This window comes from Vibrio sp. L5-1 (genome assembly GCF_021728315.1).
Lineage (GTDB): Bacteria > Pseudomonadota > Gammaproteobacteria > Enterobacterales > Vibrionaceae > Vibrio > Vibrio splendidus_K.
The window spans coordinates 434,042-460,843 of sequence record NZ_JAKKCQ010000002.1 but is presented as its reverse complement, the minus strand read 5'-3'; the positions used below and the strand labels follow the sequence as shown (position 1 = coordinate 460,843).

Annotated in this window: 21 protein-coding genes; 15 read left to right on the top strand and 6 right to left on the bottom strand. The window is 43.9% G+C overall.

The window, feature by feature from the left end; genetic code table 11:
- Positions 1-530: 530 nt before the first annotated feature.
- Positions 531-2,021, top strand: a complete 1,491-nt coding sequence (locus L3V35_RS08875; RefSeq protein ID WP_171314645.1) for a SulP family inorganic anion transporter — start codon at positions 531-533, stop codon at positions 2,019-2,021.
- A 151-nt stretch (positions 2,022-2,172) separates the two neighbouring features.
- Here the strand turns inward: L3V35_RS08875 and L3V35_RS08870 are convergent, their stop codons facing one another.
- Both L3V35_RS08870 and L3V35_RS08865 read right to left on the bottom strand, forming a co-directional pair.
- A complete protein-coding gene (locus L3V35_RS08870; protein WP_237299396.1) occupies positions 2,173-3,807 on the bottom strand; it encodes a methyl-accepting chemotaxis protein in 1,635 nt (544 codons plus the stop codon).
- Between the two features lie 328 nt (positions 3,808-4,135).
- Positions 4,136-6,460: an FdhF/YdeP family oxidoreductase gene (locus L3V35_RS08865; RefSeq protein ID WP_237299394.1), complete on the bottom strand. Its 2,325-nt coding sequence runs from the start codon at positions 6,458-6,460 to the stop codon at positions 4,136-4,138.
- A 600-nt stretch (positions 6,461-7,060) separates the two neighbouring features.
- Here L3V35_RS08865 and L3V35_RS08860 point away from each other — a divergent pair.
- From L3V35_RS08860 to L3V35_RS08845, 4 genes are all read left to right on the top strand, one after another.
- The gene (locus L3V35_RS08860; protein WP_237299392.1) at positions 7,061-7,945 is read left to right on the top strand and encodes a LysR family transcriptional regulator; all 885 of its coding nucleotides are present in this window, start codon (positions 7,061-7,063) and stop codon (positions 7,943-7,945) included.
- A gap of 89 nt (positions 7,946-8,034) precedes the next feature.
- Positions 8,035-8,865 (top strand): formate dehydrogenase accessory sulfurtransferase FdhD, encoded by an 831-nt coding sequence (gene fdhD / locus L3V35_RS08855; protein WP_171327465.1) that lies wholly within the window; start codon positions 8,035-8,037, stop codon positions 8,863-8,865.
- Positions 8,866-9,131: 266 nt separating this feature from the next.
- Entirely contained in the window at positions 9,132-9,329 is a 198-nt protein-coding gene (locus tag L3V35_RS08850; protein ID WP_171327464.1) for a hypothetical protein, read from the top strand.
- A gap of 81 nt (positions 9,330-9,410) precedes the next feature.
- Entirely contained in the window at positions 9,411-10,553 is a 1,143-nt protein-coding gene (locus tag L3V35_RS08845) for an aromatic amino acid transport family protein (RefSeq protein WP_237299919.1), read from the top strand.
- A 111-nt stretch (positions 10,554-10,664) separates the two neighbouring features.
- On the opposite strand, the gene L3V35_RS08840 is transcribed toward L3V35_RS08845, so the two are convergent.
- The 3 genes from L3V35_RS08840 to L3V35_RS08830 all read right to left on the bottom strand — a co-directional run bounded on the left by L3V35_RS08840 (position 10,665) and on the right by L3V35_RS08830 (position 14,309).
- Positions 10,665-12,026, bottom strand: a complete 1,362-nt coding sequence (locus L3V35_RS08840) for an L-serine ammonia-lyase (protein ID WP_054546558.1) — start codon at positions 12,024-12,026, stop codon at positions 10,665-10,667.
- Between the two features lie 120 nt (positions 12,027-12,146).
- Positions 12,147-13,400 carry an aromatic amino acid transport family protein gene (locus L3V35_RS08835; RefSeq protein WP_004734718.1) on the bottom strand — a complete coding sequence of 418 codons (1,254 nt, stop codon included), beginning with the start codon at positions 13,398-13,400 and terminating at the stop codon, positions 12,147-12,149.
- 309 nt (positions 13,401-13,709) lie between these two features.
- Positions 13,710-14,309, bottom strand: coding sequence for a CoA pyrophosphatase (locus tag L3V35_RS08830; RefSeq protein ID WP_054546557.1), 600 nt, complete (start codon positions 14,307-14,309; stop codon positions 13,710-13,712).
- A 305-nt stretch (positions 14,310-14,614) separates the two neighbouring features.
- On the opposite strand from L3V35_RS08830, the gene L3V35_RS08825 reads away from it, so the two are divergent.
- Together L3V35_RS08825 and L3V35_RS08820 are read left to right on the top strand one after the other, a co-directional pair.
- Positions 14,615-15,157 (top strand): heme NO-binding domain-containing protein, encoded by a 543-nt coding sequence (locus L3V35_RS08825; protein WP_017080579.1) that lies wholly within the window; start codon positions 14,615-14,617, stop codon positions 15,155-15,157.
- A gap of 1 nt (position 15,158) precedes the next feature.
- A complete protein-coding gene (locus tag L3V35_RS08820; protein WP_237299390.1) occupies positions 15,159-16,877 on the top strand; it encodes an ATP-binding protein in 1,719 nt (572 codons plus the stop codon).
- A gap of 230 nt (positions 16,878-17,107) precedes the next feature.
- On the opposite strand, the gene pabB is transcribed toward L3V35_RS08820, so the two are convergent.
- Complete coding sequence (gene pabB / locus L3V35_RS08815; protein WP_171312037.1) at positions 17,108-18,487, bottom strand: aminodeoxychorismate synthase component I; 1,380 nt, start codon at positions 18,485-18,487, stop codon at positions 17,108-17,110.
- A gap of 254 nt (positions 18,488-18,741) precedes the next feature.
- On the opposite strand from pabB, the gene L3V35_RS08810 reads away from it, so the two are divergent.
- From L3V35_RS08810 to L3V35_RS08775, 8 genes are all read left to right on the top strand, one after another.
- Positions 18,742-20,259, top strand: coding sequence for a fumarate hydratase (locus tag L3V35_RS08810; RefSeq protein WP_004734730.1), 1,518 nt, complete (start codon positions 18,742-18,744; stop codon positions 20,257-20,259).
- 163 nt (positions 20,260-20,422) lie between these two features.
- The gene (locus tag L3V35_RS08805; RefSeq protein WP_004734731.1) at positions 20,423-20,608 is read left to right on the top strand and encodes a hypothetical protein; all 186 of its coding nucleotides are present in this window, start codon (positions 20,423-20,425) and stop codon (positions 20,606-20,608) included.
- Between the two features lie 204 nt (positions 20,609-20,812).
- On the top strand, positions 20,813-22,186 hold the full coding sequence (locus tag L3V35_RS08800; protein ID WP_237299388.1) for a YcjX family protein: 1,374 nt from the start codon (positions 20,813-20,815) through the stop codon (positions 22,184-22,186).
- A gap of 14 nt (positions 22,187-22,200) precedes the next feature.
- Entirely contained in the window at positions 22,201-23,253 is a 1,053-nt protein-coding gene (locus tag L3V35_RS08795; protein WP_237299386.1) for a TIGR01620 family protein, read from the top strand.
- A gap of 164 nt (positions 23,254-23,417) precedes the next feature.
- Positions 23,418-24,962: a transcriptional regulator TyrR gene (gene tyrR, locus L3V35_RS08790; protein ID WP_017077872.1), complete on the top strand. Its 1,545-nt coding sequence runs from the start codon at positions 23,418-23,420 to the stop codon at positions 24,960-24,962.
- 18 nt (positions 24,963-24,980) lie between these two features.
- Positions 24,981-25,568 (top strand): ribosomal protein S5-alanine N-acetyltransferase, encoded by a 588-nt coding sequence (rimJ, locus tag L3V35_RS08785; protein WP_237299385.1) that lies wholly within the window; start codon positions 24,981-24,983, stop codon positions 25,566-25,568.
- 139 nt (positions 25,569-25,707) lie between these two features.
- A complete protein-coding gene (locus tag L3V35_RS08780; protein WP_004734736.1) occupies positions 25,708-26,181 on the top strand; it encodes a DUF2947 domain-containing protein in 474 nt (157 codons plus the stop codon).
- Positions 26,182-26,437: 256 nt separating this feature from the next.
- The gene (locus tag L3V35_RS08775; RefSeq protein ID WP_054546551.1) at positions 26,438-26,653 is read left to right on the top strand and encodes a hypothetical protein; all 216 of its coding nucleotides are present in this window, start codon (positions 26,438-26,440) and stop codon (positions 26,651-26,653) included.
- The last annotated feature ends 149 nt before the right edge of the window (positions 26,654-26,802 follow it).

The window sequence follows — 26,802 nt, the reverse complement described above, 5'->3', positions numbered from 1 at the left end:
TGTTTTTTTGTTCGATTTCATGCGGTGCAATTGCCGTTAGACGTTTATAGACGTTTATAAACGTTATGTCGAGTTAGGCTGTTAAACTAGGTTAGTAACCGTTTTGGTCAATAGCCGTAACCGTTTTAATGAATAGCAGTAACCGTTGACGAGGTGGTATAGGTTTGGAATCTTTGTTTGCAATAATGAATGTGTGATTGCATCAAGACTCACTTTATATTGGCGCGGCTCAAGCTAGCTCAATGCTTACGATCCAACTTAATACTTACGATCTAGTCTAATGTTTACTCGCTAGCTTAATTTGTATTGTTTACCTTAGTACCTATTATCAATCGGCTTGAGCTTACTTATTCAATAGCAAATCAATCACAAACCAGAGGAGTTTAATATTCACGTGTTAATTACGCCGCCTTAGCCCCTGCATTCTCTCTACACCCGCACTTTTCGAGCGCTCGCTCATTCAAGAAAAACAGTCGATCAAATTATGTCTCAACAAGGCAGGGATGACTGTATAAGTAAAAGAGAATTACATGCTTAATTATTTAAAAAAACACTGGTTATCAAATGTTAAAGGAGATTCATTATCTGGGATTGTCGTTGCACTTGCATTGATCCCTGAAGCTATCGCATTTTCAATTATCGCAGGCGTAGATCCTAAAGTAGGGTTGTACGCATCTTTTTGTATTTGTGTCGTCACCGCTTTGGTTGGAAGTCGTCCGGGAATGATCTCCGGAGCAACGGGCGCAATGGCACTGTTAATGGTTACTTTAGTTAAAGACCACGGGCTAGAATATCTACTCGCCGCTTCATTCCTTGCTGGCGTGATTCAAATTGCCGCGGGTTATCTCAAGCTGGGTAACTTAATGAACTTTGTTTCAAAATCAGTCATAACGGGTTTTGTTAACGCACTCGCGATTCTTATCTTCATGGCGCAACTCCCCGAACTCATCAATGTGCCATCAAGCGTTTACCTGTTAGTCGTTCTTGGTTTAGCGATCATTTATCTGCTTCCTTATTTCCCTAAATTAGGCAGTGCGATACCGTCTCCATTGATTGCCATCGTAGTACTTACTATCGTCAGTCTGCTCTTTGGTTTGGATGTCAGAACAATTGGCGATATGGGTAAGCTTCCCGATTCACTCCCGGTATTTTTGATTCCTAATATTCCATTCACGTTTGATACGCTGGCGACCATACTTCCTTATTCTATTGCTCTGTCCCTCGTAGGCTTATTAGAGTCCTTAATGACCGCGACGATCGTCGATGATCTGACTGATACAGAAAGTAATAAAAACAATGAATGCAAAGGGCAGGGTGTAGCGAATATCGTGGCCTCTTTATTTGGTGGTATGGCGGGGTGTGCGATGATTGGCCAGTCGATCATTAACATCAAATCTGGCGGCTTAACCCGATTATCCAGTCTGATCGCCGGGGTTGTTTTACTGCTAATGGTGGTGTTTGTTTCTGATTGGTTGAAGCTGATACCGATGGCCGCTTTAGTGTCTGTGATGATCATGGTTTCAATCGGCACGTTTTCATGGCGTTCTGTTGTTGAGCTTAAAGACCACACACTCCCAACTAACGTAACCATGCTAGCAACCGTGGCGGTGGTGGTGTTTACTCACAATCTCGCAATAGGTGTTGCGGTTGGCGTGGTGCTATCGGCTCTGTTTTATGCACATGCTAGCAAGTCGATGGTCTTTATATCCGATGAAGTGGTGACTAACGAAATGCACACTACCCACCGAGTAAAAGGCCATGTCTTCTTTGCTTCTTCAGATGCGTTTGTCGATCTATTTGATTATGACAATGCGACCTCTTTAGTGACCATCGATATTTCGGATGCGTCTTTCCTAGATAACACGTCGGTTGAGGCTCTTGATAAGGTCGTATTTAAGTTCCGTAAAAAGGGCGCTTATGTAGAAGTCGCAGGAATGGATACCGTGAGTGCGAATCTGATATTCAAACACGCGATGTACCACAAGCATAAAGATTTAACTGCGGTTTCCATTACGCACTAATCGTGGTTTAAGCCTTTAAGCCTTTAAGCCTTTAAGCCTTTAAGCCTTTAAGCCTTTAAGCCTGAAACTCGGAACTAGACATTGTTATGAAGATAAAGCGCTCATCTTTGAGCGCTTTTTTTGTTGATGTCGGTCGGGGAGTTCTAACGACCTATGACTGACCTTTATCGTTGGTGTTTGAGTTCGATAAGGTGAATTGGTTGATAAGAGATTCAAGGTGATCAGACAGCTCTTCTAAATCATTACTGATTCCACGAGTCTCAGCCGCAGACTGCGATGTGTTGTCGGCGTGAGAAGTGATGGTTTCAACCTTTTGTTGAACATCTTCGGTCGCGTGTGTAGTGGATTGCGTCTGTTGTTGAATATTTTTCGCATGAGCCAGCACTTGTTTCATTTCTTCAACGACACCATTCATTTCAACGGACAGTGCATCGATATCTGTTGAGCTTTGATGCGCTTGTTCGCAAACACGGTCGGCCGAAGTTAACGACTCTTCGCTACCTTGTTGGAACTGATGGATAATCGATTCAATATTACCTGTCGCTTCAGCCGTTCGTGATGCAAGATTACGAACTTCATCTGCCACCACCGCAAAGCCCCGACCTTGTTCTCCCGCGCGAGCAGCTTCAATCGCTGCATTCAAGGCGAGCAGGTTAGTTTGATCGGCAATGCCTCGAATAACGCTCAATATTGAAGAAACCTCTCCGGTTTGCTCATTGAGTGTCAGTATCTTGTGTTTCACTTCTTCTATGCTACTGACTAGATTCTTTATCTCACTGCTTGCATCATGTGCTTGGTTAGCACTTTTACATGCCACATCAGCGGTATGATTGATGAGCTCTGAAGCGGTTAAAGTGGCTTGTTCTACATTGACCTGTTGTGCCTGTATTCCTTCGATATTGTTTTGTACTTCAGCTGTTTCGTTTTGTTGATCGCTGGCGGCTTGCTCGGTAATTTGTGCAACACTGGTCAGTTGGTTGGCTGAAGCATTCAGTTTGTGCGAGGTGTCTTGTACCCTCTCTAAGCTGTTGGAAACAGTGCCCATGAACGAGTTGATGGAGTTAGCAAGCGTACCAATTTCATCTTTGCTTTGCTCTGGAAGCCGAGTGGATAGGTTCTTATCGCTGCTGACTTGGGTCATAAAGCGAGAGGTTTGTTGAAGCGGGCGAACGATTATCTTACGAATTAATCCCATCGTTAGCACGAAACCAGCAAAAGAGATCACCGCCATGATACCGATCGCTGTCATCGTTTGAGTATTGATCAGCGAGTTGACATGGCTAAGGTTATATTCAAGTCGAATTGCACCTAATACTTCCCCTTCTGGCGCCATATGACATGCCACACAATTGGTGCCACGATAGTTCTCGCTCGATTTCATGGGCAGAGCAATAACCAAGCCTTTTCCCCAATCGGCAGAAAAGGGTTCGATAACGGTTTCACCCGCTAGCGCTCGTTTATCAATATCATCAACAGGCGTTTGGTTGTCATTGCCAGGCCCGTATAACTTACTCACCGCATCAGCACGCAATACACGAACATTTTCAATGCCTTCTTGAGCTAACGCTTTCTGACGAAGGGTCTCTTTTTGTGCCATAGTGCCAGTGAGCATCATCATATTGAGGCTATCGAAATAGTTGCTCGCTTTATCGTGAAGCTGCTCACTTAACACTGAGTTTACAAGTTGCTTTTGCTGCGAATATTGGAAGTAGGTAGATATTGCTAATAGCAAAGTGAACACAATGGCGAGGGCCACTAGGATTTTAAAGGTGATTGTTGAGCGCATAAGGTGTTTGTTTTTATTAATTATAATGACGCGCATACTTTACGTGTAAGAGACTCTACCACCTATGAGGTATAACCGATTGTGTGACCACACTCCGGTTGTGGTTATGTTTCTGTGATGTAGCGAGTTTGTGATGATGTTCTTTGGGCGAATGAAAGGGAGTTTATCGTTAAATTTTAAGGGTATGAAAAGCCCAATAAACGTAGATGACTTAAATAAACATATTCAGCGGGCTGTGTTTATACTGGCCAAGCGTCAATATTAAAATCCACCTGCCAAAACAGGTGGATTTTTACTTTTACTTTTACTTTCAGTTGTCGATTGACAGTTAGCTGACGGTTGAAAGGGGAATGGCGTCAGAGGTTGATTTCTCTAATCTGATGGCAATAAATTTTGAGGTCGGAGTAAAGGTTCGTTCACCATAGCTGTCTAGAGGAACCAAAGGGTTGGTTTCAGGATAGTAAGCCGCCGCCTGACCCTGTGGAACGTCATAAGCTACCAGGGTAAACCCTTTCACTTTTCTCATTACACCATCTTCCCAAAGCGACACCATATCGACCTTGTCACCCGGTTCAAAACCGAGCTTCAATATATCAGCTTCATTGATAAACAAAACTTCGCGCATACCAAAGACACCGCGGTACCGATCATTCAAGCCATATAGCGTGGTGTTGTATTGGTCATGGGAACGCATGGTTTGCAAGATCAAATCGGGTTTATTACCACCTTGCAACACCGCTTCATTAATCAGTTGTTTTGGTAGTTCATTGGAGCCAAATTGCGCTTTGCCGCTGAGGGTGTTCCATTGACGATTTGCGGCAGGATTGACTAAATGAAATCCACCCGGATTTTCCAGTTTCTGATTGAAGTCAGTAAAGCCCGGAATCGTATCTGCAATGAGGTCTCGAATATGCCCATAATCTTGAATGACCCAATTCCAATCGATTGGATGGCTGCCCAGTGTGGCATTGGCAATACCCGCGACAATGGCTGGTTCAGAACGTAAATGCTCTGATCGAGGTTCGAGCTGTCCGTAAGAGATGTGAACCATGCTGAAGGTATCTTCGACGGTGATGCCTTGTGGCCCATTAGCTTGTGTATCGATTTCCGTGCGCCCCAAACATGGCAGAATCAGGGCATCTTGACCGGTAACAAGGTGAGAGCGATTGAGTTTGGTTGAGATATGAACGGTAAGGTCACAATTTTTCATCGCCAGATGTGTGCGAGGAGTATCGGGTGTAGCTTGCGCAAAATTACCACCTAAACCAATAAAGACTTTCGAGCGTTTTTCCTCCATCGCTTTAATCGCTTGTATGGTGTTGTGGCCTACATCTCGCGGGGCATTGAAGTTAAAGCGGCGTTCTATGCTATCAAGAAATTGGTTTGACGGTTTTTCATCGATGCCCATTGTACGATCGCCTTGGACATTACTATGCCCCCTAACTGGTGATAGCCCAGCACCTGGCTTACCGACGTTACCGCGCAACAATTGCACATTGGCTACTTCTTTGATGGTTTGTACTGAATGACGATGTTGTGTTAGCCCCATAGCCCAACACATGATCACCTTTTCTGAACGGCGGTACATGTCTGCGACTATTTCTATTTCGCTTAAAGCTAACCCTGATTGTTCAGCGATATGCTCCCATGTTGTCGCATCAACTTCTGCTAAGTATTCATCAATACCTGTGGTGTGTTCGCTGATGAATTGACGATCAAATATGGCTTTTCCTTCGGTTGCGAGCGCATCACGTTCCCATTGCAGCAAATATTTAGCCATCCCACGAAAGACCGCCATATCGCCACCTAATGCTGGTCTTAAATAAGCGGTATTGGTTGGTTTTGAACCGTTGCTTAACATTTCAACTGGAACTTGAGGATTTTGGAAACGTTCAAGTCCACGTTCTTTCAATGGATTGAAACAGATCACCTGAGCGCCGCGTTTTACCGCTTCACGCAATGGTTCAAGCATGCGGGGGTGATTAGTGCCTGGGTTTTGTCCGAGCACAAAGATCGCGTCTGCTTGTTCAAAGTCGTCAAAAATCACGGTTCCTTTGCCCACACCGACCGTATCTTTCATGCCAATTGCACTGGCTTCGTGGCACATGTTTGAACAGTCAGGGAAGTTATTTGTTCCAAACGCACGGACGAAGAGTTGGTACAAAAACGCCGCTTCATTACTGGCTCGACCCGAAGTGTAGAACTCGGCTTGATGTGGCGAGTCGAGTTGCTTCAAATGCTTGGCTACGAGCGAAAAGGCTTCATCCCACTCAATAGGAATATAGTGGTCGGATGCTGCGTCGTACTTCATCGGATGGGTTATTCGGCCTTGGTATTCCAGCCAGTAGTCTGTTTGTGATGACAAGGATGTTACGCTGTGTTCGGCGAAAAACTCAGGATCCACAAATCGATTTGTGGCTTCCCAGTTCACGGCTTTTGCACCGTTCTCACAGAAGTTCACTTTACTGCTGTGTGGGGATTCCCCCCATGCGCATCCCGGACAATCAAAACCACCGTTTTGATTCGTTTTAAGCATTGTTCGAATGTTTTTGATTGCGTTTTCGCTGCCCCACCAACTCTTAGTGACGGCTTTTAACGCACCCCAACCACCAGCAGGACCTTTATATTTTTTTATCTGTTCTTTTTGGCTCACAACTGCACTCCTCACACACGGGAACGGCAGTAAACAAGGGAACCGGTAAAAACAGGCGCGTTATAAAAATAAGGCGTGAGTAAAACGGTTTTGATTATTTGGTATCGATACCTGTTTACTGCTTTGAATATTTAGAAATAGACTGGCTAATTGTTTGCCATGATCTAAATCAAAGGTTATGCCGTTAAGGGGCGGTGCGTCCAATTGATATTGCCGACTAAGTGATAAATAGAATCTATCATGGCGAGTAAATATGGAAAGTGTCGCTTTTGTCACAGTGATAAATAGATTTTTCATAGTGATAAATAAAATTTATTAGCCAGTGCGATGTGAGCTCTATTTTACGAGAGATTTGTTAATCAGCCTTGATATAGCTGAGTCTCCCATGATAGTTGCTGTCTATCACGCTATAGATAATTTAGATTTGACCTATATTTAAATTAGGCATACTTTGATTTAAATCAAAAATACCGTTGTTATTTTAGCTGTTGCTTTACAGATTGAGCTATTTCCCGTGATAGGTATTTTCAATCACAGAGAACCGTTAATGTACGACGAACGCGAAGAAGACGCTTCATTTCAAGGTTTTACTAATCATTCATGGATATAAAACAACTTAAGTATTTAATCGCTTTAGACCAAACGAAACACTTTGGTCAGGCTGCGACACTTTGTCATGTTACTCAGCCTACGTTGTCGATGAGGATAAGGCGTTTAGAAGAAGAGTTAGACCTCGAGTTGATTTCAAGAAGTCAACGTTTTGAAGGGTTTACCGAAGCGGGTGAACGTATATTGGCTTGGGCAAAGACGGTCTTAGCGGCTCATGACGGTTTACAAGCCGAAGCGGCTAACTGCCGTGGCCAACTGGTCGGCTCGCTAAGAGTTGGCATGGTGCCTTTAGCCAGTCAAAACCCGATGCAGTTGATTAAGCCTTTAGCAGAAAAATTCCCTGAACTTCGCTTTCAAATTTTGTCGATGACATCTGAGCAGATCATAGACCAGCTCAATCGTAACCAACTTGATTTAGGCATGTGTTACACCGACCAGATCAATACGGCTTATTTTGACGTTATAGAAATGAACTCGACGGATTTAGGCATTCTGTATGACAGCCGATTTTTTGATTTTGCTGAGTCGGAAGTCTTATGGGAATCACTCAATAGCATTCCTTTGGGGCTTTTGTCTAAAGGAATGCATTATCGTCATTCGATTGATTTGAGCTTCGGTAGTAAAGGCTTAGTTCCGCAGACTTTGATTGAAAGTAACTCTACGTTTCACCTGATCCAAGCCGTTACCAGTGGCCTGTGCTGTGCTGTTATGCCGCTTAACTCTGGATTGGAAGAGCTCAATGAACAACTGCGTATCGTACCAATAGAAAAAGCCGTGGTGCATTCGCCTCTCGGTCTACTTAAGCGTAAACAAGAACCTTATTCGGCACTCACTGATCAGTGCTTTGCTGAAGCAAAACACTTGTTTAACCAGTGATGTCTATTTAATCAGTAATACTAGTTTAATCAGTAACGTTTTCAGTCTGAATCGATATCGTCAAGCTGACCGTCTTTCCGGGTGATTTTATGAGATGTATAACTCAATCCTATATTGAACTGCCTGATTTTAATCAAGCGCCTCCACAGCCCAATGCCATGAGCTATCGAGAGCTTACGGGCTATAGCATGGTGGTGGATGCACCTCTGGCAAACGAATCTGCATTGGCGATCAGTTATAACGGGATCAGTCAGGCGGTTATGATGGTGACACCCGGTCACATGGAAGACTTTGTGCGCGGTTTTAGTTTAAGCACCGGTATCGTAAAAAAATTCAGTGAAATTCGTGATATTGAGATTGGTGGCAATGGTGAATCTCATTTCGCGCAAGTAGAAATCAGCAACCGTGCTTTTTGGGAAATGAAAACTCAGCGGCGTAACTTGGCTGGAACCACCGGCTGTGGTTTATGCGGTGTTGAGGCGCTTGAACAAGCACTTCCGGATTTGGTTCCATTGCCATCGTCATTACCACCCAGTCCACTGGTTTTTGAGGGGTTGAGAGGGCGAATTGCCGAACATCAAAAAGCAGCCAAAATATCCGGTGCTTTACATGCCGCTTTGTTTGCGAATTCGAAAGGTGAAATTTCACTTTGTCGTGAAGACATCGGCCGCCATAACGCACTGGATAAACTAATAGGAGCGATGGCTGTGAACGAGATCAACCCTAAGTTAGGGTTCGTGATTATGACGAGTCGTTGCAGTTTAGAGCTTATCCATAAAGCCGTGCGTGCTGAAATTGCAACCTTGGTTTGTTTGTCGGCTCCGACCTCATTGACGGTTGAATGGGCAAGACGTAATCGCTTAAATCTGATTCACTTACCCAACAGCAGTCCACCTCGTTTATATAGCCCTGCGCCTTAATGTAATGTTTTCGTTTGGATAAAAAGAGAGACCATTGGGTCTCTCTTTGGTTTTTATTCATAATGATTATTGTTTTACGCGGTTTGGTGGTTAATTTCTGCTCAAACGGCTGTTTTGTTCAATTTAATAGCAGAAATTGTGGTTATAGCGTTGTGTTTCGAGACTCATTCGATAAGATAAAACGACCTCTAATGCTTAGGGGTAGGGCAGCAACGGATACGCTGCTTTAAATACTATGGAATGTGACTCAATTATTGGACACATACATGAAATTCAAGATTACATCGCCGATTATTGAACCTACGGAAGGTTCACCACATCAGTTAACGCTCACTCACGCTTCTCGTTTTACCTCTTTTAAGACAAGCTCCCCTTTGAACGCCCTGTTCGACAACGTCTCTGCACGCTTCTTTACCGTTTATCGCTCCTATTGTTATTCGTTTTATAACTCTATTTCTATCTGAACTCCTTTGTCATCCGCTCGATGTACGAAGACTCATATCTATAAAAACTAAACAAATAAGTTAAAAACAATGAATATTAAAATGATGGGTAGCTCCCTAATTATCGCTGGTACCGCTCTCGGTGCTGGTATGCTTGCGATCCCAATGGTATTAGCTCAATTCGGATTGCTTTACGGCACACTGCTGATGGTACTGATCTGCTTCGGTACGACTTACGCAGCATTATTACTTCTAGAAGCGACCATCAAAGCGGGTGGCGGTCTAGGACTAAACTCAATTGCCCGAAAAACCTTGGGTAAACAAGGCCAGTTACTGACTAACGGCTTGCTATACGCGCTATTGATTTGCCTATTGATGGCTTACATTTTAGGCGCAGGTGATTTACTGAGTAAGTTACTGTCTAACTTTGGCGTTGAACTCACCGCGACCACGAGCCAAGTCGTGTTTACGTTACTTGCTGGTGCTGTAGTCGCAAGTGGCACCGGTGTGATTGATAAACTCAACCGTGCACTGTTCTTCGTGATGCTTGCTAGCTTGTTCGTAACCATGGTGTTCTTAGCGCCGAGCATGACTCAAGAAAACTTGATGCAGGTAACCAGCCATGACCACGTTGATCTAATCAAAACCAGTGCCATCCTGTTTACGAGCTTTGGCTTTATGGTTGTGATTCCAACCTTGGTTTCTTACAACCACGAAGCGACAGACAAACAGCTGCGTAACATGGTGATCGTCGGTTCTCTGATCCCATTAGTGTGCTACTTGTGTTGGTTGTTTGCTGTGGTCGGTAACTTGAGTGAAGAGCAATTCAGAAGCTTCAAGAACGTATCAGATTTGATGGCGGCGTTTGAGGCTCAGTCTCCTTGGGTGGGTAACGTTCTGTCTACCTTCACTGGCTTGGCGTTGTTGACCTCTTTCTTTGGTGTAGCGATGGCGTTGTTCAACCAAAACAAAGACATGTTCAATCAAAATACAGCGGTAACGTACTGCATTAGCTTCATCTTACCGTTGGCGGGTTCACTGCTTGCTGCAGACAAGTTCCTACAAGTGCTGAACTACGCTGGAATCATCTTAGTGTTCTTGGCTGTTTTTGTTCCTCTGGTGATGGTTCATAAGCAACGCTTCATGAAAGTAGCGGAAGACAGATACAGCGCTGAAGGTGGCCGACCAATGATGCTTTTCTCATTGTTGTTTGGTTGCTTCTTACTTATCTCACAAGTGATTTAATCTGGCTATTTGGCTATTTGGCGAGTTGAGTAAATACCTCGCCAAATTTCAGATACAAAAAAGGAACGCCTCGGCGTTCCTTTTTATTATTTGTTTGTTAATTCAGATTTATTAACAAACAACCTTAACAGCCAAACCACCTTGAGAAGTCTCACGGTATTTAGCGTTCATGTCTTTACCGGTTTCTAGCATTGTTTCGATAACTTTATCTAGAGAAACAGTAGGAGCAGAAGAGCGACGAAGTGCCATACGAGTTGAGTTGATTGCTTTCACTGCAGCAATACCGTTACGCTCGATACATGGTACTTGTACTTGGCCTGCAACTGGGTCACACGTTAGACCTAGGTTGTGCTCCATGCCGATTTCTGCAGCCATACATACTTGCTCAGGGCTACCACCCATAAGCTCAGCAAGACCAGCTGCAGCCATAGAACATGCTACGCCAACTTCACCCTGACAGCCAACTTCAGCGCCAGAGATAGAAGCGTTACGCTTGTAAAGACCACCGATCGCACCAGAAGCTGCGAAGTAACGGATGTAGTCTTTCTCAGTTACTGTTTGAATGAACTTATCGTAGTAAGCCAATACCGCAGGGATAATGCCACACGCGCCGTTTGTCGGTGCTGTTACTACACGACCGCCAGCAGCGTTTTCTTCATTTACGGCGAACGCAAACATGTTCACCCAATCAACAACCGTCATTGGATCGTTGGTTGTTTTTTCTGAAGTAATCAGAAGTTGGCGAAGTGAAGCTGCACGACGAGGTACACGTAGTGGGCCAGGCAAGATACCTTCAGTATTCATACCGCGATCCATACACTCACGCATCGTTCTCCAGATGTTAGCGAAGTAAGTGCGAGACTCTTCATCTGAGTGGAAAGCCGCTTGGTTTTTCATAACCAGTGTACTGATAGAAAGACCGCTTTCTTTACACTGATTAACCAGCTCTTCAGCTGTTGTGAATTCGTATGGTGCTTTAATTGGGTTTTCTTCTTCTTTGCCGAAGCTCTCTTCGTCAACGATGAAACCGCCACCAATTGAGTAGTACGTTTTTGAGTAAGCTACTTCGTCATCAACCCAAGCATGAATGCTCATGCCATTCTCGTGTAGAGAAAGGTTCGAAGTATGGAAATTCATTCCGCCATCTTTCGGGAACGAAACAGTATGACAGTGCATACCAACAGGTAGACGTTCAGTTTCTTCTACGCGAGCAATGAAGCCTGCGATAGAGTCGATATCTACTTTCTCAGGAGTATTGCCAGCAAGACCCATGATGATTGCGATATCTGTGTGGTGACCTTTCCCTGTCAGTGATAGTGATCCATATACGTCCACGGTGATTTTAGTGATGTCGCGCAATTTTCCCATTGAACGTAGGTCATCAATAAACTCTTTACCCGCTTTCATTGGTCCAACTGTGTGTGAGCTCGATGGACCAACACCGATTTTATAGATATCAAATACACTAATCATAGCGATTACCTCAAAAAGAGAGCCTCCCAAGGGGAGTAGGGAGGCTCATTTATTATCATTATATTTTTTGTCTAATCTCGCGATATAAGATGGATGCCATCTTATAAAAAAGGCTTGAGATTAAAGAGCGCCGTAGATTACAGAACTAATAGCCGCTAGACCACATAAAGCTGTAAAGATTTGCACAGGTGCTGAAGTTTTGTACTTAGCCATTGCTGGTACTTTCTGCATCGCGAATACAGGCATTAGGAACAGGATAGCTGCAATCATTGGAGCACCCATTGTTTCAATCATACCTAGGATGCTTGGGTTAACTACCGCAACAATCCAAGTTGTAACAACGATGAACGCTAGAGATGCTTTCTCAATCGTGCTGATTGAAGAACCAGAGCGAGACTTGATTAGACCAACAAGACCTTCATGAGCACCTAGGAAGTGACCGAAGTAGCTAGAAGTAATCGCTGCGAACGCTACTAGAGGACCCATGTAAGAGATAAGCGGAGACTCGTGAACGTTAGCTAGGTAAGAAAGTACAGAGATGTTTTGCGCTTGTGCTGTAGCTAGTTGCTCTGGAGATAGAGAAAGCACTACAGAGAATACGAAGAACATTACAAAACCCATCAGCATCATTGCTGCGCCGCCAGTGATCGCGTCAGTTTTCTTAACTGCGTCTTCACCGTATACACGACGTTGCTCTTTAGAGAACTGTGAAATGATTGGGCTGTGGTTGAAAGAGAACACGATGATTGGAATCGCAAGCCAGATAATAGAAGGCATTGAAGACCATTCTGGGCTTGTTTCCATCATTGAAGTGTTCCATTCAGGAACTAGGTAGAAAGACAGCGCTAGTAGGACGAATACTAGTGGGTAAACCATTGCTGAAGTTGCTTTAAGCATCAGTTCTTTACCGAATACAACACCTGCTGTCATAGCAAGGATCAGTGCACCAGAAAGAAGAGGACGTGGAATAGATTCCATACCCATTTGGTTTACTAGGAAAGAATCAACCGTGTTTGTGATACCAACACCGTAGATAAGAACGATTGGGTAGATAGCGAAAAAGTAAGCAAAAGTAATAATGTTTGCGCCAGTCTTACCGAAGTGCTCTTCAACTGTGTCTGTAATATCAGCTTCAGGGTTTTTAGCCGACAGTACGAAACGAGCTAGAGATTTGTGTGCGAACCAAGTCATTGGTGCCGCGATTAGAGCTAGGATAACTAATGGCCAAAAACCACCCGCACCAGCTTTGATTGGAAGGAATAGTACGCCAGCACCAACTGCTGTACCGAATAGTGATAAACACCAGGTAAAATCTTTATAGTTAAACTTGCTTGAATCTTTAACGGCATTTGCCGAAGAAGTTGTTGTGTTCATGTTAAATTACTCATTTTTTGGGAACAGGAAATAAGTTGGGGCTAATTCTGCAGAATTTTCTTCTGTAAAAAATAGATCTAAATCATGTAATGAAACGGCGTGTCACATGATATGCGAAAAACGGATTTTTGATCACGAAATTGGCGTGCTACAGGTGATTTATGCTCATGCTAGGTATTAGTTTTTATTATGCGAAAGGTGGGGTTGTTCAGATTTATACCAAGAAAACGTTTGCGTAAAATTGCATTAATAAATCTGTTCTATAGAAAGGCTGGATTTTGTTAACAGAGATTAAACAAAACGTAGTTGCTATGTAATTTGTTGCACTACATGTCGCTGCAGAGATTGGATGATTTGAGCTGTAACGCCCCAAATTAGGTGCTCTTCGAAGGGCATCGCAAAAACACGATGCTTGATTTGTTTAAAGTTAACTGTGTGGCTGTGTAACTTAGCTTGGTCTAAAACATAGGTGGCAGGCACCTCAAAAATCGAGGCCACTTCGTTCTCATCGATGATGGCTTCATAGTCAGGATCGACCATTGCAACAATCGGTGTCACAGAAAATTTACTAATAGTACTCAATGCAGGTAATTGGCCAACAATTTTAACTTGATCCGATCGAATTCCCACCTCTTCGTGGAGTTCTCTAAGTGCAGTGAATTGCATAGAAGGGTCGGAAAGTTCGTGTTTTCCTCCAGGAAAGCTGACTTGGCCTGGATGATGCTTTAAATGAGCGGCTCTTTTAGTAAAAATGACATGTAAACCATCTTCTCGTTCCACTAAACCGACCACCACTGCCGCTTTGCGCAATTGATCTCCACTGATATGCGAAACACGCTCTACAGATTCGGGATGATAGCCAACCGTAGGATTAAGCTGGAATTGTTGAAGGAAGTTTTCTTTATTCATATCAAGCCAATATATTGATTATTATGATTTTAAGTATAGACATAACCGTGGGCTGATTGCCAATTTTGAGTGTGTCTTCATTTACTTACCCTTAGTTCAGTCATTTACTAAGCATAATAAAGGAGAGGGGGAGTCACCCATCGCCTCAAAACGAGGGGTTTTGCTATATTCAATATTTGCACATTTCCGAGTAAGCGTTACCCATGTCATAAAATTAGGTGATGAAACGTAGTTTTTTTGTTTAAGAATTTGATAACAATAACTTAGTAGACCATTCTAAAAAGAAATAGAAGAAAAGGTATGAGATGAAAGGAATCATATTCACCGAATTTTTAGAGCTTGTTGAAGACAAGTTTGGGCTAGAGCTTTTGGAAGAAGTTTTAGAGATGTCAGAAGACGAAGGGATCTACACGTCGGTCGGAAGCTATGACCACAAAGACCTTGTCAGGTTGATTATCAACTTGAGTAAGAAAACCGATATTGATGCAGCCAGTTTACAGCGTGTTTTTGGGCAGTCAGTCTTTAAGAACTTATTGGCCTCATTGCCTAATAAAGCGAGCCTTGCTCATAGCACGACCACCTTTCAATTTATCCAACACGTAGAGCGCTATATTCACGTTGAAGTGAAGAAGCTCTATCCGGATGCGGAGCCGCCTGAATTCAGCTTTATCACCACGACTGAAGCACAGCTTGTTTTTGACTATAAAAGCGCAAGGTGCATGTCTCACGTTTGTTTGGGGCTTATTGAAGGGTGTGCTGAATACCACGGTGAATCTATCGCGGTTGAAATGACGCCGCAAAATGATGACCAAAGCGTGGTTAGGTTTAATCTCAAAGTAGAAAAGTGATATGGATCCGTCATCTGCCATAGAGAAGAAACTTAAGCGTCAAATCGCGGCCAGGAAAGCGGCTGAAGTGTTGTTGGAACAAAAGAGCCTCGAACTGTTTGAGGCTAACCAACAGCTTGAACTTGCTCTGCGTCAGCTAGAAAAGCGCTCCAATGCGAATATACGTCGTATTGAATTCCAAGAACAAATCGACAACTTGTTGATTGATTTCGGGCGCGCGTTCCTTAGAAACGATCTCGATGACATCATGTTGTCACAATTGACGATGAATGTGGCTAACAGTTACTTGATCGAAGCCAGTCGTTTGATTTTGCCTCCCAAGCTGATTCCTCAGTTACACACCTACGACTATGGTGACGAAGCCGTCGAGGTGATAGAGCAATACATTCAAGAACCTCATTGGCAAGGCAACTTGCTAACGGTGCCATTAGAGGTCGAAAAGGTCATAGTCGGTGCGTTAATCGTGAAGGTCAGATTGTTAGACCAGGACTACGAATTCATTCAAAGCCAACTGTTGTTAGTGACCGATCTTATCTGCAGTGCACTAACTCATCAGCTTGCTATCAATCGAAATGTTGAGTCACGTAAACGAGCGGAAGAGTCCGAGAGGGCAACGCGCGACTTTGTGGCCATGATTAACCATGAATTAAGAACTCCGCTTAATGGTTTGCTAGGTAGTGCAGAATTGATCAGCGATACCGAACTCAGCAGTTCTCAGCGTGAAATAGTGAATAACCTGAGCCAATCTGGAGAGTTTCTCAGAACCATCATTAATGATTTGCTTGATTTCAGCAAAATCAATGCAGGGATGTTGGATCTTATTCCCAAGAAATTTGCGTTGCATGATTTGAGAAATACGATTGAAAGTATCTTCGTCAATCGCGCGATTGAGAAGCAGATCGAATTTAATATCAGTGTCGCATCTAACGTACCTTCTCATTTCCAAGGCGATTTAGAACGTATCACGCAACTGTTTGTAAACTTAATCGGTAATGCGATCAAATTTACAGAAGAGGGGCACGTCAATGTCGATATTGAGTGGGACAAAAACCAGTTTGTTTTCTCAGTGGAAGATACTGGGGTAGGCATTGCCGAATCTGCACATAAGACGCTGTTTGAACCTTTTACTCAGGCTGATAACTCAAGTAGCCGAAACTACGAGGGTACCGGGCTTGGGTTAGCGATTTGTCGTAAGCTGGTGGCTTTAATGAATGGCGATATTGGGGTGACCAGTATTGTTGGCTCAGGTACTACATTTACCATTTCGATTCCTCTTCAGGTTGTCGACGTACCAGCAGAGAGCGATAGTGTCGCCAAAGGCTTTGAATCTGAAGTCGAATTGTCACTGCTTGAAGTGCTCGTAGTTGATGATATTAAGATGAACCAGATCATCATCCAACAAATGTTACGTAAACATGAGATTGAACCTGTTATTGCAAGTAACGGTGTAGAAGGACTCGAGCTAGCCTCAGATAATGACTACGACATTGTGTTCATGGATTGCAGAATGCCAGTTATGGACGGCTTTGAAGCGACAGAGAAGCTAAGAAATAAAGGGTATTCGAAGTCTATAGTTGCACTGACTGCCGGAACGACGCTTGAAGAGCGGGAACGCTGTATTCAATGTGGAATGGATGACATTCTTAGTAAGCCTTATACGGCCAACGACCTTAAAGAGATGCTCAAGAAGTGGGGTGTTACGCCTGCGAAAGTAACTTAGCGCTTGTTAACTAAAGTAGTTTAGAGTTTGTTAACTAAAGTAGTTTAGAGCTTTTTAACTAAGGTAACCTAAAGGTTGTTAATTAAGCATCGCTAGTCAGAAGTGGTCATTCACACGCTCTGGCTCAGAGACTAAAAAAACCGAAGTGATCTTACGATCCTTCGGTTTCTTCTTATATAGAGCTTTTACTGGCCGTTAAGCAGCGAAACTGTCAGTTAATGACGTTATGCTTAGCATTCTTCAAGCACAGGCAGAATGCGACTCAGCTTATCGAGCGTCTCTTGGTATTCAGAGGCACAGTCACTATCGAACACCACACCGCCGCCAGCCCACGCATAGAGCGTGTTGTTTTCAGCAACTAACGTACGAATGGTAATGCTGGTATCCATTCTGCCATTTCGACTGATGTAGCCGATACTGCCACAATAGGCGGAGCGTCGATGGGGTTCTAACTCTTCAATGATCTGCATTGCTCGCACTTTTGGTGCTCCGGTAATCGACCCTCCAGGGAAACAGGCTCTCAGAAGGTCAGTTGCAGAATATTGGTTATCAAGGTCTGCTCGTATCGTGCTCACTAAGTGGTGCACGGCAGGGAAGCTTTCAATATCGAAGAGCTTTGGTACATGAACCGATCCCGGCTTTGCGACTCGGCCAATATCATTACGAAGCAGGTCGACGATCATCAAGTTTTCTGCCTGATCTTTATCGGCGTTGACCAGGTCTTGTGCGTTGGCATCATCAATCATAGGGTTTTCAGAACGAGGGCGTGTGCCTTTGATCGGTTTTGTTTCAATGGTGCCACTATTGAGTTCTAAGAATCGTTCAGGCGATACACTGATGATTGCGCAGTCGGCCAAACGGATGAAGCCAGAAAAGGGTGCCGAGTTGTACTGCTCTAATTTGTCATAGGCTAGCCATTCACTGCCTTGATATTGGGCATTGAAACGCTGAGCCAAGTTAATCTGATAGCAATCGCCGGATAACAGGTACTCTTGAACACTATCGAACTTGTTCGCATAGCTATCTTGACTCATGTTGGATTGCCATGGTGTCGTTAATCCAAAGGCAGGTTGGATTACTGCATTGTGCTTTGACTGCGAGGTTAACCAATCGAGATGTGAATCAATATTTTGGCCGACAATACATGCCGTCTTCAGTTTGTGATCAACGACAATGGCCCACTCATACAAACCAACCGCCATGTCTGGCGCTTCAATGTCTCGCTTTGCGAGTGAAGGAAGTGTTTCAACTCTGCGCCCCAAATCATAACTAAAGTAGCCCAATGCACCGCCAACGAATGGCAACTCAACGTGCTCTTTCGTTACAGGCAATAACTTTTGCTGATATTGGTCGAGTAGTTCGAAAGGATCGGAGTCTGAAACCTCGCACGTCTCATTAACATTAACGGTCGTTTTTGCACCGACTGTCTCAAAGGTGGCGATGGGTTGAGCAACTAAAATGTCGTATCGACTATCAACGTGGCTTTCTGAAGCAGAGCGTAATAGCATTGCCCACGGCATACTTTCAATATGAGAAAACAGCTGTTTAGCTAAAGTTGATTGATATTCAAGCGGCTTGATTTGGATAGAGCGAAATTCGTTGTTATTCATTTGTTTAATTTGTGACAAAGAGTTCGATCACTGCATGGCGTGTGAGAGGAAGCAAGAGTATCATAAATTGAAAATAAAATGGGTTCTTGATTAGAACGGTGCAAACCAAATGGTTTAGTTTAAAGCTATGCAAGCGATTGCTAAAGCAACTAAATACAGCTCAACATAATAAAAAGCTAAGCCAACTAACCCGGTTAGACAAAAACAGTCAAACCAAGACCCCACATGGAACCAGAACAATAAAGAGGCATGCAATGACGGTTATTCGTAAGCAAGATGTGATCAGCAGTGTCGCTGACGCACTTCAGTACATTTCTTATTATCACCCTTTAGATTTTGTCCAAGCCCTAGAAAAAGCGTATGAGAAAGAAGAGAGCCAAGCAGCAAAAGATGCTATCGCTCAGATTCTGATTAACTCACGCATGTCTGCGGAAGGTCATCGTCCAATTTGTCAGGATACGGGTATTGTTACTTGTTTCGTGAACATCGGTATGGATGTTAGGTGGGAAACGGATCAAACAGTACAGCAGATGGTTGATGAAGGCGTTCGTCAAGCTTACAACAATCCGGATAACCCATTGCGTGCATCTGTCCTAATGGACCCTGCAGGTAAGCGTATTAATACAAAAGACAACACACCAGCGGTTGTTCACATTAATATGGTTCCAGGCAACAAAGTTGAAATTCAAATCGCGGCTAAAGGCGGTGGTTCTGAGAACAAAACCAAGATGGTCATGCTAAACCCTTCTGATGACATTGCAGAGTGGGTAGAGAAAACGCTGCCGACGATGGGTGCTGGTTGGTGTCCACCGGGCATGCTAGGTATAGGTATTGGCGGTACGGCTGAGAAAGCCGCGGTACTCGCTAAAGAATCTCTGATGGAACACATCGATATTCAAGACCTTATCGACAAAGGTCCAGAGAACGCAGAAGAAGAGCTTCGTTTAGACATCTTCAACCGTGTAAACAAGCTTGGTATTGGTGCACAAGGTCTTGGCGGTCTAACCACTGTCGTGGACGTAAAAATCAAAACAGCACCAACGCATGCAGCTTCAAAGCCTGTTTGCTTGATCCCGAACTGTGCAGCAACGCGTCACGTTCACTTCACGCTAGACGGCAGCGGCCCTGCAGAGCTAACACCACCTAAGTTAGAAGAGTGGCCAGACATTACTTGGGAAGCTGGCGCGAATACACGCCGTGTTAACCTTGATGAAATTACCAAAGAAGACGTTCAAGAGTGGAAGACTGGCGAAACGGTTCTTCTATCAGGCAAGATATTAACCGGTCGTGATGCTGCTCATAAGCGTATTCAAGGCATGCTTGAAAGTGGTGAAGGTTTACCAGAAGGCGTTGACCTGAAAGGTAAGTTCATTTATTACGTAGGCCCTGTTGATGCGGTACGCGATGAAGCGGTTGGTCCTGCTGGTCCAACAACCTCTACTCGTATGGATAAGTTCACTGACATGATGCTAGAAGAAACAGGCATTATGGGCATGATTGGTAAAGCAGAACGTGGCCCTGCAACGGTAGAGTCAATCAAACAACATAAATCGGTTTACCTGATGGCGGTTGGCGGTGCAGCTTATTTAGTCGCGAAAGCAATTAAAAAAGCACGCGTGGTTGCGTTTGAAGATCTCGGTATGGAAGCGATTTACGAGTTTGAAGTTGAAGACATGCCGGTAACGGTCGCGGTTGACTCTAACGGCGTGAACGCGCACCAGATCGGCCCTGATACGTGGAAAGTGAAAATTGCTGAAGCTGAAAAAGCATAATTTACCGAAGTCAAAAGTCGTAACAGGCGCTAGCTTCAGCGTTTGAATTGCAATTCTTGACAGAAAGTTGAAGACAAAAGTGCAGCATTATTTGCACTTTTGTCTTATTATCAATGATATAGTGATAAACACATCGTTTGATATAAGAATATAGGAGAGAGGAATGCCTCGTTTTATTCAGATCCTACAGATTATCTTGGCAGTGGTGATTGGTGCTTTTGTTGGATATGACCTGATCTTGAAAGGGATCAGTATCTTTGATAATAAATACGTGACAATTACTTGTGCGCTTTGGCTAATTGCAGAGATTGCACTGTTTGTTATCTACAAGTTGATTGAAGACGATTAAACGTCGGATACCGCAGAAAAATTCTAAAGCCCCTGATTATGAATGTAGTCAGGGGCTTTTATTCATCTAGCATTAAGAATGTGTATTGCATACTCACTACTATTAGAAAAAGAAAAAGCATACATACTATCCCAACAGGGAAAGAACATAGGCTGCCTCTCTATTATCATAATCAGCTAGCCTAACTATCACGGAGTCGTTCAAATGAAACACCTAACTCAAGAAATGAGTGACTTTATAAGCAGAGGAACGGATTCTCACATTCGAGTCGCGGTCACGGGGCTTTCTCGTGCGGGTAAGACAGCATTCATTACTTCGCTGGTTAATCAGCTTCTTCATACGTCTACCCACAAAAATCTGCCTCTACTTGCATCAGCGAGAGACGGAAGAATTATTGGCGCTAAGCGCATTCCTCAACACAACATGATGATCCCACGTTTCTCTTATGATGAAGCTATGGAATCGTTGAATGCTCAGCCACCAGAATGGCCAGTGCCGACGCGTGATGTCAGTGAGATTCGTCTAGCAATCAAATATAAGCCAGCCAAAGGCGCAAAGAAGCTACTGAGTAAAAACAGTACGCTCTTCCTCGATATTGTCGATTACCCGGGAGAGTGGCTACTTGATTTACCCTTGTTGGATATGGACTTTGATACGTGGAGTCAATCTCAATTCGCAGCGTTGAAAGGCGACAGGGAAACCTATTCACAAGACTGGAACGCAATCCGCGGTGACATTGATTTATTAGCAGATGCTGACGAAAAGAAACTGGTCGCGATTGCTGATAGCTACACTCAATATCTTCATACTTGTAAGAATAACGGACTGCATTGGGTACAACCCGGTAGGTTCGTGTTACCTGGAGAACTTGAAGGTGCGCCTGTACTGCAATTTTTCCCGTGCATAGCACCAGAAGATAAATTTTCAAAAACCAGTAACTACGCAGTATTGAAAGCGCGTTATGAAGAGTATCAACAAAAGGTCGTAAAAGCGTTTTACAAGAATCACTTCGCGACGTTCGACAGACAAATCGTGCTGGTGGATTGCTTACAGCCGCTCAATGCGGGCTATGACTCTTTCATGGATATGCGTGGCGCATTAGAGCAGCTATTAAAGAGCTTTAAGTACGGTCGAAGCAATATGCTAAGACGCTTGTTTGCGCCTAAAATTGACAAGATCTTGTTTGCAGCCACCAAGGCTGACCACGTGACACCGGATCAACATCCGAACTTGGTATCGCTGTTACAACAGATGGTGCATCCGGCTTGGCAGCAGGCGGCCTTTGAACACATCGACATGAGTTGCATGAGCATCGCGTCTATTCAAGCGACCAGTGCGGGTTATATCTCGTCAGGTTCAGACAATGTCCCTGCGTTGCAAGGTGTGACTTTAGATAATGTTCCTCAAACCATGTATCCGGGTGAGGTGCCGCGTAAACTGCCCAATAAACAGTATTGGGAAACCAACCAATTTGATTTCACGAGCTTTAGGCCGTTGGAGCAGCATTCTGACGAGCCTTGTCAGCATCTAAGAGTCGACAAGGTTTTAGAGTATCTCATTGGCGACAAGTTGAAGTAATTGAGGCAATCAAAATGAGTGAATTAAAAACAAAACAGATCTTTGATGAACCGATGAAGACCTCGTTCGATGAGCCTGATGATAATGAAGTTACCCCAGATTTGGGTGCTCAAAAGCTATTTGCGGAACAAGAAAAGTTTGTACCCGTTGCACCACGAGTGGAAACCGACCTTGATGGTGACGCTGAGCAACAATTGGAACAAGTGATTCGACCGAGCAAAAAGAAGAAGTGGTTTGGAACTGGCTTAGTTGTCGCTTTCTCCGGTTTAGTGGGCTGGCAAGCGATTGACTCTGTCATTACTGCTGTTCAAACCGCTGACTGGCTAGCTTTAGGTTGGGCAGGCTTTATTGCAGCTATTGCTTCATTGGGTTTAGGCGCAATAGGTAAAGAGCTATGGAAGCTGCGTTCATTGAAAGATCATTTCAGCGTTCAAGAGCAGAGTGAAGAGCTATTGCAAAGCCAAAGTGTCGGCAAGGGTAAAGCGTTCTGTGAAAACATTGCCAAGCAGGGCGGTATTATCGCTGAGTCTCCTTCGTACGATAAGTGGCGAAACAGCATTAACCCGGCACACAGCGATGCCGAAGTGTTGGATATGTACGATGCACTCGTTGTCGCCCAGCAAGACAAAGTGGCGACTCAAATTGTCACTAAGTTCTCCACGGAATCCGCAGCTTTGGTTGCGGTGAGCCCATTGGCGGCTGCCGATATGTTGCTGGTGGCGTGGCGCAATTTCACCATGATAGACAAGCTTGCTGATGTGTATGGCATTGAGCTTGGCTACTGGTCGCGTATTAAGTTGTTCAAGTTGGTGTTGATCAACATGGCAGCTGCGGGTGCCAGTGAACTCGCGATAGACGCGAGTATGGACCTCGTCTCGATGGATCTTGCAGGCAAGGTTTCAGCTCGAGCAGGACAGGGGCTCGGTGTCGGTATTCTCACCGCGAGACTGGGTTTAAAAGCCATGACATTGCTGCGTCCTATGCCTTGGCATAATGAGCGAAAAGTAAAAATATCGGACCTTCGCAAAGCCGTCCTTTCTGAAATAAAGCGCATTACGCTTAAATAGAGTGAGTTGCTTATCAATAAAGCGAGTCACTTAGCAATAAAGTGTATGACATTGAGTCGTTTGCGAGTGAAGAGTAAACATATGTTTACTCTTCTTCTTGACTGAACTCAGAGCTTAATCCACACTACTGTCAACTTATCCTGACACCTATAATAGGACTATTTGTGCGTCTTGAAGTATTGTGTGAAGACAGACTCGGCTTAACGCGTGAGTTGCTCGATATCTTGGCCTCAAAAAGCATTGATTTAAGAGGAATCGAAATTGATGTTAAAGGCATTATTTACTTAAACTGTCCTGATATCAATTTTGATGCTTTTAGTGAACTTATGGCTGAAATTCGCCGAATTTCAGGTGTGAAGGATGTACGTAAAATCCAATTTATGCCAAGCGAAAGGCATAACACAGAGTTGATTGCTCTGCTGGCAAACCTACCTGACCCTGTGATAGCGATTGACCTTAAAGGCTCAATCGATATGGCAAACCACGCTGCATTGAACCTTTTTAACAAGCAAGAAGACGAAGTGATCGGTGAGCCGCTAGCGACGTTCGTTCCTAGCTTTAACTTCGCTCGTTGGATTGAAGGCGATGTAACACGTCATCGTGAAGTTGTGGTGTTAGATGGTTTAGATTTCTCTATTGAGATTCTGCCGATTTACCTCGGTGGTGATGTGAACGAAGCGGTACTGGCTAGCGCGGTAATGACAATTCGTTCTTGTAACCAAGAGATGAACACGCCAGACGCAATCCCTGAACAGAATAACCTAGGTTTTGAACACTTTGTTGGTGTCTCTAATCGCCATAAAGCTTTGATCAGCCAAGCTAAGAAACTGGCTATGCTGGATCAACCTCTGCTTATTGAAGGGGACACTGGTACGGGCAAAGAGATGCTGGCTAAAGCGTGTCATAACCGTTCGAACCGAGCGTCATTCCCATTCTTGATTCTAAGCTGTGCATCGATGCCTGATGACGTAGCGGAAACGGAATTGTTTGGTCATGCTCCGGGTTCATTCAATCATGAACAAGGTCATAAAGGCATTTTCGAACAAGCGAATGGCGGTACTGTATTTTTAGATGAAATTGGCGAGATGAGCCCACATCTACAAATCAAACTGCTGCGTTTCCTACAAGATGGTTCATTTCGTCGTGTTGGTGAAGAAGAAGAGATGCACGCGGATGTTCGTATTATCGCATCAACGCGCCATCGTCTTTCTGAATTAGCCGACTCAGGTTCGTTCCGTGAAGATCTGTTCTACCGCTTGAACGTGCTGACTTTATCGATTCCTGCTTTGCGTGAACGTTCGAACGATGTTGCCCCATTACTGGAGCTATTCGTTGCAAAGTACGCACAGCAATTAGGTATGTTGAAACCAAAGCTGACTCAAGAACTAATCGACCAATTAGGTAACTACCAATGGCCGGGCAACATTCGTCAGTTAGACAATATGGTTTTACGTGCACTAACAGAGTTGGATTCAGATACTTTAACGGTTGAGCAATTCCACCTGCCACAGCTTGAAACCATGACTGCTGGAATGGCGAACTTGAGCTTAGACGGCTCGCTTGACGAGATCATGAAAGACTATGAATCTCAGATTCTAGAGAAGCTCTACCAGTCTTTCCCATCAAGCCGTAAGCTTGCAAAACGTTTGAATGTATCTCACACCTCAATTGCGAATAAGCTTCGTGATTACGGTATTAGAAAGAACTGATCGAATAAGAACAAGATTATGGAAGATTTGAGTACACCGGAGCGCATTTATAAGCGTGACGGTAACCTGATTCTGAGAACGGCTGAAATCGACGACGCAGCGATGATCAGTGAGTACTTTCAGGCTAACAGAGAGTACCTGAAACCTTGGGAACCGATTCGCGAAGACGCGTTCTTTGATAGAGCGAGTTGGGCGCAGCGACTGATCAAGTTAAACGAGCTTCATAAAATGGGACTAGGCTATTACTGTTTACTGATTAATGCTGACTCTAATGAAATGTTAGGCACCATATCGTTCAGTAATTTGTCTCGTTTCCCGTTCTACGCCTGTAATGTCGGTTACTCATTGGCGCAAAGTGCACAGGGCCACGGTTACATGCGCAGAGGCTTGAGCATGGCAAAAGACTACATGTTTGATGTGCAGAACATGCACCGCTTAATGGCGGGCTACATGCCTCACAATGAACGCAGTGCGGGTGTATTGAAACATCTTGGCTTTGTTCGAGAAGGTTTTGCTAAAGAATACTTACAGATTAACGGTAAATGGGAAGACCATATACTGACCGCGTTAGTTAACCCTAACTGGGAAGACAAACGCAATGTCTAGACTAAATAGTATCTAGGCGTAAGAACAAGTAATGAATTTAAAGGCAGCGAATATCAAGCGACCTCTGGTCGCCGCTGTATCGAAAGAACATATAGGCATGGTAAATCCATCAGCCTGAGAAGATATTTGAGGAAATTTGATGTCATACACAACTTTGGACGAATACCAAAGAAAATGGATTTTCACTCACCAGTCAATGCCGCTGCCGGCAGAGGATTTGGAAAAGATTAAACCAATGACACAGGCGAGAGCATCTCAGTTTTGGAAAGAGAACGTGAGCCCTCAAAGCCCTGATGCGGAAAGACTAAGTTCGCAAGACTGGCCAAGCAAAGCATCGAACTGGAATGAAGAGATCAGCTGGATGGCGAATTGGGAAGCCGACGAACCAGAAATGCCAGAAGAAATCCTAAACTTCATTGATTGGCAAGATGACGTAACTGTTTATTTTTGTTACGAAAAATACAACGTCCTTGAAACTAAATGGTCAGTATTTAAGAAACATTGGAAGAACTTTTTGTTCTACGATGATGGCCCAATTTTACTAGGTCGTCGCCGTTCAGAAGCACTTTGGTTTGCAACAAATGGTACCGTTAAAATTGGCAACCGAGCTTAAGTAAGACACTACTTAATCAAGCGAATGTTGAACAAAAGATTGATAAAAAGCGAGCTCTGAGCTCGCTTTTTTTGTGGCTAAAGATCGTCGAGGATCATCGATAAATACACGCCATTTGAAGCCGATTTCTGATGAGGGTTTCCATTAGCTTAGATCTAGTAATTTTCGAAATTGAGATCGCTATCTCATTGGCTTGGTTGAAGTTTTGTGGGTTTGGGTTATCTTTATAGTACTGCCTTAGTGGAGGTGAAGTATTATGATTTGGGATACTCTCGAACGTGTAAATAAACTTCGCAAGGAAGCAATGGAAGATCCAGAGTTTTTGGATTCAGCAAAAATGCATGAGCAATGGCTTTTAAGCGAAACTCATAATCAATCGAACAAAGGAGCTAAAGAGAAGAAACCGAAAAAGTTATCTGATATTTATGAAAATACGGATTTTCCTATCAACCCAACAGGAACGAAACATTAACAATGATGAACTGCAATACGGCTAAGGCTCTTAACCAAGAAGCGATAAGTCGACTAAACATATCAGCCTTAAGCCACCAATAAAAAAGCCACTTTCAACGAATCGAAAGTGGCTTTTTCTTTACTAGTTAGCTCTCCAATCTAATGAGC